The organism is Enterobacter sp. DC4 (genome assembly GCF_000568095.1).
GTDB lineage: Bacteria > Pseudomonadota > Gammaproteobacteria > Enterobacterales > Enterobacteriaceae > Enterobacter > Enterobacter pseudoroggenkampii.
On sequence record NZ_AZUB01000001.1, the window covers coordinates 141,320 to 155,071 of the forward strand.

The 13,752-nt window shown below is 57.9% G+C and carries 13 protein-coding genes; 6 read left to right on the forward strand and 7 right to left on the reverse strand.

Features of this window, described 5'->3' with window-relative positions; genetic code table 11:
- Positions 1 to 225 precede the first annotated feature (225 nt).
- The 7 genes from speFL to kdpF form a co-directional block, all read right to left on the reverse strand.
- Entirely contained in the window at positions 226 to 330 is a 105-nt protein-coding gene (speFL, locus tag P349_RS25920) for a leader peptide SpeFL (protein WP_003858645.1), read from the reverse strand.
- 278 nt (positions 331 to 608) lie between these two features.
- Positions 609 to 1,286, reverse strand: a complete 678-nt coding sequence (gene kdpE / locus P349_RS23280; protein ID WP_024908812.1) for a two-component system response regulator KdpE — start codon at positions 1,284 to 1,286, stop codon at positions 609 to 611.
- Complete coding sequence (gene kdpD, locus P349_RS23275) at positions 1,283 to 3,970, reverse strand: two-component system sensor histidine kinase KdpD (protein ID WP_032649527.1); 2,688 nt, start codon at positions 3,968 to 3,970, stop codon at positions 1,283 to 1,285. The genes kdpE and kdpD overlap by 4 nt, the downstream gene beginning before the upstream one ends.
- On the reverse strand, positions 3,971 to 4,546 hold the full coding sequence (gene kdpC / locus P349_RS23270) for a potassium-transporting ATPase subunit KdpC (RefSeq protein WP_021241023.1): 576 nt from the start codon (positions 4,544 to 4,546) through the stop codon (positions 3,971 to 3,973).
- Between the two features lie 12 nt (positions 4,547 to 4,558).
- Positions 4,559 to 6,607, reverse strand: coding sequence for a potassium-transporting ATPase subunit KdpB (gene kdpB, locus P349_RS23265; protein WP_024908809.1), 2,049 nt, complete (start codon positions 6,605 to 6,607; stop codon positions 4,559 to 4,561).
- 18 nt (positions 6,608 to 6,625) lie between these two features.
- The gene (kdpA, locus tag P349_RS23260; protein WP_032649525.1) at positions 6,626 to 8,305 is read right to left on the reverse strand and encodes a potassium-transporting ATPase subunit KdpA; all 1,680 of its coding nucleotides are present in this window, start codon (positions 8,303 to 8,305) and stop codon (positions 6,626 to 6,628) included.
- Positions 8,305 to 8,394, reverse strand: coding sequence for a K(+)-transporting ATPase subunit F (kdpF, locus tag P349_RS25080; RefSeq protein ID WP_014069365.1), 90 nt, complete (start codon positions 8,392 to 8,394; stop codon positions 8,305 to 8,307). The genes kdpA and kdpF overlap by 1 nt, the downstream gene beginning before the upstream one ends.
- A gap of 309 nt (positions 8,395 to 8,703) precedes the next feature.
- Between kdpF and P349_RS23255 the strand changes: the two genes are divergently transcribed.
- The 6 genes from P349_RS23255 to pxpA all read left to right on the forward strand — a co-directional run bounded on the left by P349_RS23255 (position 8,704) and on the right by pxpA (position 13,746).
- Entirely contained in the window at positions 8,704 to 8,910 is a 207-nt protein-coding gene (locus tag P349_RS23255) for a YbfA family protein (protein ID WP_013097552.1), read from the forward strand.
- A 345-nt stretch (positions 8,911 to 9,255) separates the two neighbouring features.
- Positions 9,256 to 10,668, forward strand: coding sequence for a deoxyribodipyrimidine photo-lyase (phrB, locus tag P349_RS23250; RefSeq protein ID WP_032649524.1), 1,413 nt, complete (start codon positions 9,256 to 9,258; stop codon positions 10,666 to 10,668).
- A 10-nt stretch (positions 10,669 to 10,678) separates the two neighbouring features.
- Complete coding sequence (locus tag P349_RS23245) at positions 10,679 to 11,422, forward strand: type 2 GTP cyclohydrolase I (protein WP_024908806.1); 744 nt, start codon at positions 10,679 to 10,681, stop codon at positions 11,420 to 11,422.
- 14 nt (positions 11,423 to 11,436) lie between these two features.
- On the forward strand, positions 11,437 to 12,093 hold the full coding sequence (pxpB, locus tag P349_RS23240; protein WP_032649521.1) for a 5-oxoprolinase subunit PxpB: 657 nt from the start codon (positions 11,437 to 11,439) through the stop codon (positions 12,091 to 12,093).
- Positions 12,087 to 13,019 (forward strand): 5-oxoprolinase subunit PxpC, encoded by a 933-nt coding sequence (gene pxpC / locus P349_RS23235; RefSeq protein WP_024908804.1) that lies wholly within the window; start codon positions 12,087 to 12,089, stop codon positions 13,017 to 13,019. Before pxpB ends, pxpC begins: the two co-directional genes overlap by 7 nt.
- Positions 13,006 to 13,746 (forward strand): 5-oxoprolinase subunit PxpA, encoded by a 741-nt coding sequence (pxpA, locus tag P349_RS23230; RefSeq protein WP_032649520.1) that lies wholly within the window; start codon positions 13,006 to 13,008, stop codon positions 13,744 to 13,746. The genes pxpC and pxpA overlap by 14 nt, the downstream gene beginning before the upstream one ends.
- Positions 13,747 to 13,752 lie beyond the last annotated feature (6 nt).

Below are 13,752 nucleotides of genomic sequence, written 5' to 3' on the forward strand. Positions count from 1 at the left end.
TCCCTCGATTTCTTGCAAGAAAGAAATCGATAATTTTCCGGAAAAAAAGCAAAGGGTGGCCGCTGATTTAAATCAGTGAATTGCTTTTTTGATGATTGAAATTCAGTCCGCCCGGTGCGGATGAGTCTGAATCAAGATGAATGAGCGCACGGGTTCACAGGCAAAAGCCTGTAAAATAAGATGTTTCAGGATGACCTGTAAGCGAGTGCGCCAGAAGTCGAAGGACTACCGGGCATTAAAGAGATGAAAGTCAAAGCAGTTTCGGTGGGCAAACATCATGATATGTGTTGTCCGCCTTATATGGGGCATTAAGCGATTGTTGTTTTCCATGATTCATTTTCCTTTCAGTAATTGAAAGCATGGTCATTTTATCCAGGAAAAGGCGATTAACCGTGAGGTAGATCACCGATAATCGATCAAATCAGAAATAAATATTCGTTTTAGATGAATATCGCAGATCAAAATTCTGATTTGTTGATGATGCGTTAATGGGTTGTGTTATCAATGTTTTAAATGAGCAAAAATAACCCGTAAAAATAACGTATGGGTTATTTGTGAAATATTTTCTGAGGGATTTAGTTTTATTTAGAAATAAAATGAATAGTTATTCAAAGCATAAACCGATAACCGATACCGGTTTCAGTTAATAGATGGCGAGGGCGAGCGGGGTCGACTTCGAGTTTCTGACGAAGATGTCCCATATATATGCGTAAATAATGACTATGTTCCACAGCGTTGGGTCCCCACACCTGACTTAACAGCTGGCGTTGGGTGAGAACCTTACCGTGGTTGTTGAGCAGTACGGCGAGCAGGCGAAATTCTATCGGCGTGAGGTGAATCTCCTCATCGCCGCGCACAATGCGCCGCGCGGCCAGGTCAACCCGGATATCCCCAAACGTGTAGGTTGGGTCAGCAGGCGTGGTTGCGCTGTGGCGACGCAGCGCCACGCGAAGGCGGGCCTGTAGTTCGCCGATCCCAAAAGGTTTAATCAGATAGTCATCCGCCCCGGCATCCAGCGCCGCGATTTTATCCGTCTCTTCAGTACGGGCGGAGAGCACGAGGATCGGCATCTGGCTCCACTGACGGACTTCCCGGATAAAATCGATGCCGTCACCGTCCGGTAGGCCAAGATCGAGGATCACCAGGTCCGGCTTGCGGGTAGCGGCTTCAATTAAACCCCGCTGAAGCGTACCCGCATCATGAACGCGCAGACCGTCTCCTTCCAGCGCAGCGCGCAGAAAACGGCTAATGGCGATCTCATCTTCAACAATCAGAACGTTGATCACAAATCCTCTGGTAATTCATTAAGTTCTGGCGGGGTTTCCAGAGGAAGTGTAACACAAAACCGCGCGCCGCCTTCCGGACGATTCTCTGCGGAAATGGTCCCGCCATGGACGTCAATGATCGCCTGGCAAATCGCCAGCCCCAGCCCGACGCCTGGAATGGCCGACTCCTTATTGCCGCGTGCGAATTTTTCGAAAATAGCCAGCTCCTGCCCGGCTGGGATGCCGGGGCCGGTATCCCAGACGTCAAGACGAAGCGTACCATCGTCCACCGTCGCATCCACCCCAATCCGGGCGCTGGAGCCCGCATATTTGCCGGCGTTCTCCAGCAGGTTGATCAGCACCCGCTCAAACAGCGGACCGTCGACGTGAATTAACGTCAGAGGCTCGGGCATGTTCAGCGCGATATGTCTCCCACCCAGGCCGGGTTCGAGCATTTTCAGGGCGCTGCCCACCACCTCTTCCAGCGTGAGCCACTCTTTTTTGAGGTTAAAACCGCCTGACTGGATACGCGCCATATCGAGCAGGTTATTCACCAGGCGCGTGGTATTCAGCACATGCTGGCGGATCTCGCTGGCCTGAAGGGCGTGTTTAGAGCCTTCCGCCGCCAGGTCCAGCGTCAGAATTTCTGACTGACCAAACAGGACGGTAAGCGGGGTCCGCAGATCGTGCGAGAGCGCCGCCAGCAGCGAGTTACGAATGCTTTCACGCTCGCTCGCCAGACGGGCCTGTTCCTCGCTGGCGGTGAGGGCCAGTCGTTCCAGCGCGCTGGCAACCAGCAGCGTAAACGTCTCCAGTAAACGCTGCTGTTCGGGGATCATCAGCTGGCGCAGGTTGGAAGGCTCTACGATGACCAGCCCCTGATTTTTATCGGCACTGCGCAGCGGCAGAATTTGATAGGGCACGCCGGGGAGGGTGTCGGTCCCTGCGCCCGCCGGTAAGCCTTTGTCAAAGCTCCAGCGCGCGATGGCTTCGTCCCAGGGCGTCATGCCGGTGGCCGAGGTCAGCGGGCGCAGCTTACCGTGTTCATCCGGGAGTAAAATCAGGTTGCTGGCATGAAACGTCGAGCGAATAAATTGCTCGCTGGTCTGCACGATATCCAGCGGCGTACGGCCCACCGCCAGCGATTTCGACATCTCGTAGAGATGGCGCGTACGCTGTTCGCGATAGCGGGCGATGCGCGCCTGGTAGCGCACACCCGCCGTCAGATTCCCGATCACCAGCCCGACGGTGAGCATCACGGCGAAGGTAAGGATGTACTGCACGTCTGAGACGGCGAGCGTCCCGCGGGGAGCAATAAAGAACAGATCGAAGCTGATGACGTTGACAACCGTCGCCAGTACCGACGGCCAGCGCCCGTAAAAGAGCGCCACCACCACCACGCCAAGAAGGTAGATCATCACCAGGTTGGCGGCATCAAACGCAATCAGCCACTGGCTGGCAATGACGGTAATCAGGGCGCAGAGCACGACGGCGACAAGACAGCCGCGAAGCTGGATGCGCCATTTATCGCTGAAGGTGCGGCTGTCCGGCGCGCGATTCGGTAAGGGGGTAGGTTTGTCATCCAGCGCCACGATCACCAGATCCAGATCCGGCGCACGACGAGCCAGCTTGTCGGCAAAGGATTCGCGGCTAAACCAGCGGCGATGCTGGCGACGGCCAATGACGATTTTCCCCAGGTTGTGCTCGCGCGCGTAGCGCAGAATAGCTTTATCTTCCTGCGGATCGGAAAGGGTGGCGGTTTCGGCACCCAGTTCCTGCGCCAGGCGCAGCGAACTCAGGATCGCGCGACGCTGGTTTTCGGGCAGCGCGTGCAGCTGCGGCGTTTCGACATACACTGCATGCCAGACGCTGCCAAATTTGGCCGCCAGGCGCGCGGCGGTGCGGACAAGTTTTTCGTTGCCGCTGCCGTGGCCGACACACAGCAGGATAGCATCCCGCGTGTGCCAGACGCGTTCCTGGCCCTGCAGGTCGCGCCAGGCGCGCATCTGATCGTCCACCCGGTCGGCGGTTCGGCGCAGGGCCAGCTCGCGCAGGGCTATCAGGTTGCCTTTACGGAAGAAATGTTCGATGGCGCGCTCGGCCTGGCCGGCGATATAGACTTTGCCTTCGTGCAGGCGCTGGCGCAAATCATCGGGGGGCAGGTCGACCAGCACCACCTCGTCCGCGGAATCAAAGAAGGGGTCGGGCACCGTCTCGCGCACCTGAATGCCGGTCACGCCGCTGACCACGTCGTTCAGGCTTTCAAGATGCTGAACGTTAACCGTGGTGAACACATCGATGCCGGCTTCAAGTAGCTCTTCAACATCCTGCCAGCGTTTTGGGTGGCGTGAGCCTGGCGCATTGCTGTGCGCCAGTTCGTCCATCAGGATAAGGGCGGGACGGCGGGCGAGGGCGGCATCGAGATCGAATTCGGTGACTAACCGACCGCGATGGCTGATGCGGCGGGGCGGTTGGGTAGCCAGCCCCTTCAGCAGCGATGCCGTCTCTTTACGTCCGTGGGTTTCAACCACGCCGATCAAAATATCGAGCCCCTGCGCCCGAAGCCGCTGGGCTTCCGTCAGCATGGCGAAGGTTTTCCCGACGCCCGCGCAGGCGCCGAAGAAAATTTTCAGTTTGCCACGATGGGCTTCAGCCGTCTGTTCAAGCAGCCTGTCCGGATCCGGGCGCATGGGCTCGTCGGTCATTTAGTTTTTCCTTAGCGCGTCCAGCGCCAGATTCAGCTCAACAATATTTACCACGGGCATGCCGATGAAGCTGACCAGCGGCTTTTGCGTGTGCTCTGCAACCAGCTGGCTCACCTGTTCGACGGTTAGCTGGCGGGCGGCGGCGACGCGCGGGATCTGCCATGCCACGGCTGCTGGCGTCAGGCTGTAGTCCAGCCCGCTGGCCGAGGCGGTCACCAGCTCCACGGGAACGTCACGGCTGGCCTGCGGATTCGCGGCGCGCAGGGCTGCCACGCGCTCAGCGACGGCTTTGTCCAGCTCCGGGTTGCTGCCCGCCAGGTTGCTGCCGCCGGATGCCATCGGATTATACGGGCTTTCGGCAGTGGCGGAAGGGCGTCCCTGGAAGTAGCGGGCATCCGTAAAGTTCTGACCAATCAGGCGAGAACCGCGGTTTTCACCGTTTTGCAGTATCAGCGAGCCGTTAGCCTGATCCTTAAACCACCACTGGCCCAGCGCGGTAGTCACCAGCGGGTACAGCCCGCCGGTAATGAGAGACAGCAGAATAAACAGAAGTATAGCGGGACGTAACATGGTCATTTGATTCACCTTTTAAACCAGGCCGAACAGCGTCAACAGCAGGTCGATAACCTTGATACCGACGAAGGGCACCACCAGCCCGCCCAGGCCGTAAATCCACAGGTTACGGCGCAGCATGGCGGCCGCCGTGAGCGGCTTGTAGCTCACGCCCTTCAGCGCCAGCGGGATCAGGAAGACAATAATCAGGGCGTTAAAGATGACTGCGCTCAGAATGGCCGAGGCCGGAGAGTGCAGGTGCATCACGTTCAGGGCGTTTAACTGCGGATAGGTCGCGGCAAACGCGGCCGGAATGATGGCGAAATACTTCGCCACGTCGTTGGCGATACTGAACGTGGTCAGCGACCCGCGCGTCATCAGCATCTGCTTGCCGATGTGTACCACTTCGATCAGCTTGGTCGGGTTAGAGTCGAGGTCGACCATATTGCCCGCCTCTTTTGCCGCCTGGGTACCGGAGTTCATTGCCACCGCCACGTCGGCCTGCGCCAGGGCAGGGGCATCGTTGGTACCGTCCCCCGTCATCGCCACCAGACGGCCTTCCGCCTGATACTGACGAATCAGTGCCAGCTTGGCTTCCGGTGTGGCTTCGGAAAGGAAATCATCCACGCCCGCTTCGGCGGCAATCGCCGCGGCGGTAAGACGGTTATCCCCGGTGATCATTACCGTTTTGATCCCCATCTTACGCAGTTGGGCAAAGCGCTCCTTGATGCCGCCTTTGACGATATCCTTCAGCGCAATTACCCCCAGCACATGGGCCCCTTCGGCCACCACCAGCGGCGTCGCCCCCTGACGGGCCACGCTTTCGACCAGGCTGTCCACTTCCGGCGGGAAGTGACCGTTGTTAGCCTCGATGTGGCGGCGGATGGCGTCAACCGAGCCTTTACGGATCATGCGATCCTGAATGTTAATGCCGCTCATGCGGGTTTGCGCCGTAAAGGGCACGAACGTGGCGTGCAGGCTCTGAACGTCGCGCTGGCGCAGGTTAAAGCGCTGCTTGGCGAGGATCACGATACTGCGGCCTTCCGGGGTTTCATCGGCAAGCGAAGAGAGCTGTGCGGCATCCGCCAGCGTTTTTTCATCCACGCCCGGGGCGGGTAAGAAATCTGACGCCTGACGGTTACCGAGGGTGATGGTCCCGGTTTTATCCAGCAGCAAGACGTCCACGTCACCGGCGGCTTCCACCGCACGCCCGCTGGTGGCGATAACGTTGGCACCGAGCATACGGCTCATGCCGGCCACGCCGATGGCCGACAGCAGGCCGCCAATGGTCGTTGGGATCAGACAAACCAGCAGCGCCACCAGTACCGTGACGGTGACCGCGGTACCGCCATAGGCAGAGAATGGCCACAGCGTCGCGGTTGCCAGCAGGAAGACAATGGTCAAGGCCACCAGCAGGATGGTCAGGGCAATTTCGTTTGGCGTTTTACGGCGCTGGGCGCCTTCCACCATGGCGATCATCCGGTCGAGGAAGGTTTCACCCGGGTTAACGCTGCACTGGATCACCAGCCAGTCGGAGAGAATACGCGTCCCGCCCGTCACGGAGGCGAAATCACCGCCGGACTCACGGATCACCGGCGCGGATTCGCCGGTGATGGCGCTTTCATCCACCGATGCGCCCCCTTCAATGACTTCGCCGTCGCAAGGGATGATATCACCGGCTTCCACCAGCACCACATCGCCTTTACGCAGTTCATCCGCCGGAACGTGGTCCATCTGCGCGCCGTATTTCGGTTCACGTAGCTTGCGCGCGAAGGCGGTTTTTTTCACCCCTTTCAGGCTGTTGGCCTGGGCTTTACTCCGGCCTTCCGCCAGCGCTTCCGCAAAATTGGCGAACAGCACGGTAAACCACAGCCACAGGCTGATGGCACCGGTAAACATCGCATTCCCCGGCATGTGGCCCGTTCCCATGGCAATCGCCAGGCCGGTGGTCAGGACGCTTCCCGCCCAGACAATAAACATCACCGGGTTGTGCCACTGCACGCGCGGGCTCAGCTTTTTCACCGCATCCATGAGCGCCTGACGAACTAATGACGGTTCGAACAGGGCCAGTTGTTTACGACTCATGTCAATTTCTCCGCAAAATCAGCGTAAAGAGAGGTATTCCGCGACCGGGCCTAACGCGAGGGCGGGGATAAAGGTCAGGGCGCCGACCAGTAACACGGTGCCCGTCAGCAGGCCGATAAACAGCGCGCCGTGGGTCGGTAACGTCCCGGTGGTGGTCGGTTGGATTTTTTTGTTCACCAGCGATCCGGCTATCGCCATAACCGGCACGATGATCCCGAAACGACCCACGAACATGCAGAACGCCAGCAGGCAGTTCCAGAACGGTGAGTTGGCGCTTAAGCCTGCAAAGGCGCTGCCGTTGTTGTTGGCGGCAGAGGAGACGGCATACAGCACTTCACTGAAACCGTGAATGCCAGGGTTAAAGATGCCGCTGCGTCCGGCTTCAGTCATCAGCGCCAGCGCGGTGCCGAGCAGCACAAGCGCCGGGGTGACCAGAATCGCCAGCGCGGTTAATTTCATCTCGCGGACGTCGATTTTTTTACCGAGGTATTCCGGGGTGCGGCCAATCATCAGACCGGCAATAAACACCGCCAGCAGCACGAACAGCAGCATGCCGTAAAGACCAGAGCCTACGCCGCCAAACACCACCTCGCCAATCTGCATCAGCCACATCGGGATCATGCCACCCAGCGCCGTAAAGGAATCGTGCATGGCGTTGACCGCCCCGCACGAGGCAGCCGTGGTGATCACCGCATACAGGCTGCTGGCCAGAATGCCGAAGCGGCTCTCTTTACCTTCCATATTGATTGCGCTGTCGGCACCCAGTGTCAGGAAGTGCGGATTACCCTGCCATTCGGCCCACATCACCAGTGCAACACAGACCACGAAGATAAGCGACATGGTCCAGAGCAGGGTGCGCCCCTGACGGCGATCGTTGACTACGTCGCCAAAGGCAAAGCAGAGCGCGGCGGGGATCAGGAAAATCGCCAGCATCTGCACAAAATTGGTCAGGGCGGTAGGGTTTTCAAACGGATGCGAGGAGTTGGCGTTGAAGAAGCCGCCACCGTTCGTCCCGAGCATTTTGATGGCTTCCTGCGACGCCACTGGCCCCATCGGCAGGAGCTGTTTTGCGCCTTCCAGCGAGGTATAAGGTGCATAAGGCAGCAGGTTTTGCAGGCTGCCCTGCTGAATGAAGAACAGCGCGATCAGCAGCGCAATCGGCAGCAGGATCCACAGTGTAATGCGCGTCAGGTCTACCCATGCGTTACCTAACGTACTTACTTTCTGACGTGCAAACGCACGCGTCAGCGCGAAGATCACCGCAATACCGCTCGCGGCAGAGAGGAAGTTCTGCACGGTTAATCCGACCATCTGGCTGAAGTAGCTGAGCGTGGTTTCACCGGAATAGGACTGCCAGTTGGTGTTGGTGACAAAACTGACTGCCGTGTTCAGCGCAAGATGCCAGGACAGGCCCGGTAATTGTTGCGGATTCAGCGGCAGGATACCCTGCAACATCAGCATGGCAAAAAGCGCAATGAGCCCGACAATGTTCAGCAGCAGAATGGCAATCAGATAGTCACGCCAGTTCATCTCCCGATCGTCTATACCCAGTACGCGCCAGATCCCTTTTTCAACGCTTCCCGTGCCGGGCAGGGGAACGTTATTGATCAGCCGTGCCAGCCCCGAGCCCAGTGGCCTTGCCAGGACGAACAACACCACTAAGAAACTGGCAATAAGCAAAAACGCCTGAGCAGCCATCAGAATGCCTCCGCATTAATCAGGGCATAAACCAGATAACCCAATAACAGGAACACCAGCACGATGCCGGCAATAAGACCTGCACTCACAATCCACCTCCGGGTGACTTTTGTTGTTGTGCTAACGGTAGGATTTATGGCGCAAAGATTTCGCAAAAATGAGAAGGGCGGGTGTAAAAAAAGTATAAAAATGGCAAAGCCCACAATTTAACTATTGATAAGTAAATCGTTAACTTTTTTGTAACTAAATTACGGTGTGAGTGTAAATTTTTGCTAAACGGACGAAAATAAGTGGTCGGATGAGTAGTAAAATTACAAACAAAGCGATATTATTTTAGCCAGGTCACAGATTTTGAATTTTCCGGATGACGTTTCCGGCCAACTATAGGGGAGAAAAATATGGATCTTTATAAAGAGTATCCGGCTCATATCGTGTTCATGCGCCGCGCTTTCGCCGTAGTGGCTGGCGTGCTGGCTCTGCCGGTGATGTTGTTCTGGAAAGATCGTGCACGTTTTTATAGCTATCTGCACCGCGTCTGGGCGAAAACCAGCGAGAAGCCGGTGTGGATGGATCAGGCCGAGAAAGCGACCTGCGACTTCTACTAAGACTACACACAGCAATAAAAAAACCGCCAACAGCAATGTGGCGGTTTTTTTGTCCCTCGGGATTCGCGGTCCGTTGGGTGGTTTTCAAGCCCTCGTCAGAGGCTTACGAGAATATCTCGGATCCTTAAGTAATCAAACGGCAAATCCCTAAATAGATTCTCAAAAATCATTTTAGTTGATTACCTTTTATGCGAGGGCCAACTACTATGCAGCGTCCCTTTCTGCCATCTCGCACGGCCTTTTTTATTTCATCCCGTCTACACTTCATGGCAAAGTAGTTCAATGCATGCTTTTTCCTTTAACGGCATGCCCTTACGGACATAATGGATATTTGCCTGGAGTTTTATGCCCACCCATCTGGTTTGGTTTCGCGCGGATCTTCGCGTACATGACAACATCGCCCTCGCGGCGGCCTGCCGCGCCAAAGACGCTAACGTACTGGCTCTGTTTGTGGCTACGCCCGAGCAGTGGCGGCAGCATGATATGGCGCCACGCCAGGCGGCCTTGCTGCGGGCGTATCTGACCGAACTGCAGCATTCGCTTGCCGGAAAAGGCATACCGCTGATTTATAAAGAGGTAAGTGATTTTGCCGCACAGCTGCAGACGGTGCAGGAGACCTGTAAGCAGCACAACGTCACGCATCTTTTTTACAACTATCAGTACGAATTCAACGAGCAGCAGCGCGACCGTCAGCTGGAGAAGATACTGGAAGATGTGGTCTGTGAAGGGTTTGATGACAGCGTGATGCTGGCGCCGGGCAGCGTGATGACCGGCAACCGTGAGATGTATAAAGTTTTCACTCCGTTTAAAAATGCCTTTATCAAGCGTCTGAAAGAGTCGCTGCCGGAGTGCGTTGCTGCGCCTGCCGCGAGGGGCGAAGCCATAAAGGACCTGCCTGAACTGACGTTCGATTATCCTCAGCAGCCGTTTGATAAAGCGCTGTTCCCCGCCGATGAGAAAGCGGCTATCGCCCAACTGCGCCAGTTCTGCAAACAGGATGCGGCCAACTACGACGCGCGTCGGGATTTTCCCGCCATCGAGGGCACCAGCCGCCTGTCGGCCTGTCTGGCGCTGGGCGCGATCTCTCCTCGCCAGTGTTTACATCGTCTGCTGGCGGAGCAGCCGCAGGCGCTGGAGGGCGGCGCTGGGTCCGTCTGGCTGAATGAACTGATCTGGCGTGAGTTTTATCGCCATCTGATGACGTATCATCCCGATCTCTGTAAGCATCGTCCGTTCATTCCCTGGACCGACAACGTAAAATGGCAGCACGACGAGGCACTTTTACAGGCCTGGCAAAAAGGGCTGACGGGCTATCCGATAGTCGATGCCGCGATGCGTCAGCTCAATGAGACGGGGTGGATGCACAACCGCCTGAGAATGATTACCGCCAGCTTTCTGGTGAAGGATCTGCTTATCGACTGGCGTATCGGAGAGCGCTATTTTATCTCTCAGCTGATCGATGGCGATCTTGCCGCGAATAACGGCGGCTGGCAGTGGGCAGCCTCAACGGGCACCGATGCGGCTCCCTATTTCCGGATTTTTAATCCAACCACTCAGGGACAAAAATTTGATGAGGACGGCGAGTTTATCCGCCGCTGGGTCCCTGAACTTAAAGAGATACCGGCTAAAGCGATCCACGAACCGTGGGCATGGGCGGATAAACAGCGTGTAAAACTGAATTATCCCCGTCCGATTGTCGATCATAAACAGGCGCGTGTCGCCACGCTGGCTGCGTACGAAGCGGCCCGCAAAGCATAAGAGAGTGATGATGAAAAACAGCGAACTGGAACGCCTGATTAACGAAAAACTGAACAGCGCCTCCTTCAGCGATTACGGCCCGAACGGGCTCCAGGTTGAGGGGCGTGAGACGGTGCAAAAAATTATCACCGGCGTCACGGCAAGCCAGGCGCTGCTGGACGAGGCGGTCCGTCAGAACGCTGATGCGGTGATTGTCCATCACGGTTACTTCTGGAAAAACGAATCGCCGATTATTCGCGGCATGAAGCGCAACCGCCTGAAAACGCTGCTGGCAAATGACATTAACCTGTACGGTTACCACCTGCCGCTGGATGCGCACCCGGAGCTCGGCAACAACGTCCAGCTGGCGCAGCTACTGGGCATTACCGTGATGGGGGAGATTGAGCCGCTGGTGCCGTGGGGCGAACTGGCGATGCCGGTTCCGGGGCTGGAGCTGGCCTCGTGGATTGAAGCGCGCCTGGGGCGTCGTCCGCTATGGAGCGGTGATACCGGCCCGGATACGGTCAAGCGTGTGGCCTGGTGTACCGGTGGCGGGCAGGGCTTTATCGACAGCGCCGCGCGTTTTGGTGTCGATGCTTTTATCACCGGCGAGGTGTCCGAGCAGACGATTCATTCGGCGCGTGAGCAGGGGCTGCATTTTTACGCGGCAGGCCATCATGCCACCGAGCGCGGCGGCATTCGCGCCCTCAGCGAGTGGCTGACGGAAAACACCGATCTGGATGTGACCTTTATTGATATCCCTAACCCGGCCTGATGAGAGGTGCCTGAGTGCAGCGAGCGCGTTGTTATCTTCTGGGAGAAACGGCAGTGGTTCTGGAGCTCGAGCCGCCGGTGACCCTTGCCACGCAAAAACGTATCTGGCGGCTAACCCAGCGTCTGGTCGATCTGCCGGAAGTGGTTGAAGCCATTCCGGGGATGAATAACATCACCGTGGTGCTGCGTAGCCCGCATACGCTGGCGCTGGATGCCATCGAACGTTTGCAGCGCTGGTGGGAAGAGAGTGAGGCGCTGGAGCCGGAATCGCGTGCCATCGAGATCCCGGTCGTGTATGGCGGCACGGGGGGACCGGATCTCGACGTGGTGGCAGACCACTGTGGTTTAACAGCAAAGCAGGTTGTTGAGCTGCACAGCTCGGTTGACTACGTGGTCTGGTTCCTGGGGTTTCAGCCCGGATTCCCGTATCTGGGGGGATTAGCCCCTCAGCTGCATACGCCACGTCGTGCCGAACCGCGCCTGAGCGTACCGGCGGGGACGGTGGCTATCGGCGGCGAGCAGACCGGCGTTTATCCGCTGACATCGCCCGGCGGCTGGCAGCTTATTGGGCATACCGCCACACCGTTATTTGACCCGGGGCTGGAGACGCCAATACTCCTGCGTCCCGGCGATACCCTTCGCTTTATCCCGCAGAAGGAGGGGGTATGTTAACGCTTATTCGCGCCGGGCTTTATACCTCCGTACAGGATGCGGGCCGCTTTGGTATGCGCCAGTCTGGCGTGAGCTATTGTGGCGCGCTGGACAGGCCTGCGCTGGAGATTGCTAACGTGCTGGTGGGCAACCCCGGTAATACGGCCGCGCTCGAAATTACGCTCGGCCAGTGCGTCATTGAGTTTAGTCAGGAGACCTGGTTTGCCTTAACCGGCGCAGGGTGTGACGCGACGCTGGATGGTAAAGCGGTGTGGACCGGCTGGCGGCTGCGGGCGAAAGCCGGACAGCGTCTGACCTTAAAGCGTCCTTTGCACGGTGTACGTAGCTATCTCGCGGTGGCGGGCGGCATCGACGTGCCTGAGGTGCTGGGCTCATCCAGTACCGATCAGAAAGCCGGGATCGGCGGTCATGAAGGGCGTTTGCTGCGCGACGGCGATCGGCTGGCAATCAAGCCCTCGGCACGCCATTTCTCGACCGCGCAGGGCGTAAAACAGCTGCTGTGGGGAAACCAGATCCGCGCCTTACCGGGGCCGGAATATCATGAGTTTGACGAGGCTTCCAAAGAGTCCTTCTGGCGCTCGCCGTGGAAGCTTAGCCCGCAGAGTAACCGCATGGGCTACCGTCTTCAGGGGCAACCGCTGACCCGCACGACTGACCGGGAACTGCTCTCCCACGGTTTATTGCCGGGGGTCATTCAGGTTCCAGGCAACGGGCAACCGATCGTGTTAATGAACGACGCGCAGACGACCGGCGGTTACCCGCGAATTGCCTGCATCATTGAAGCCGATCGCTACCATCTGGCGCAAATTCCTCTCGGCCAGCCGATTCACTTCGTGCAGTGTTCACTGGAAGAGGCGCTGAAGGCGCGGCAGGATCAGCAGCGTTATCTCGAACAGCTGGCGTGGAGGCTTGATGGTAAAGATTGATTTGAATGCCGATCTGGGCGAGGGCAGCAGCGCCGATGCGGCGCTGATGACGCTTGTCACCTCAGTCAACATCGCCTGTGGCTTTCACGCGGGCGATGCGCAAACCATGCTGGAGAGCGTGCGTAATGCCATCAAAAACGGCGTCGCGATTGGCGCTCATCCGAGCTTCCCTGACCGGGAAAACTTTGGCCGCACGGCGATGGATCTGCCGCCGGATACGGTCTACGCTCAGGTGCTCTACCAGATCGGCGCGCTGGAGGCGATGGTACGCGCTGAGAACGGTGTCATGCGCCACGTGAAGCCGCACGGCATGCTCTATAACCAGGCGGCGAAAGATCCGGCGCTGGCGGAGGCGATTGCCCGCGCGGTGCGGGACTGTAATCCGCAGCTGATTCTGGTAGGCCTTGCGGGTAGCGAGCTTATTCGTGCCGGACAGCGGCTGGGCCTGACCACCCGTCAGGAAGTGTTTGCCGACCGGGGATACCTGCCGGACGGCAGCCTGGTTCCACGTACCCAGGCCGGGGCGCTGATTACCGACGAAGCTAAAGCGCTGGCGCAGACGCTGGAGATGGTGCGCGCCGGGCGGGTGACCGCCGTGGATGGCACACAGGCAAACGTTCAGGCTGATACGGTGTGTTTACACGGCGACGGCGAGCATGCGCTCCAGTTCGCGCGCCGCTTGCGGGCGGCGTTCTCTGAAGAGGGCATTCTGGTCAGCGCAGAATAATCATGA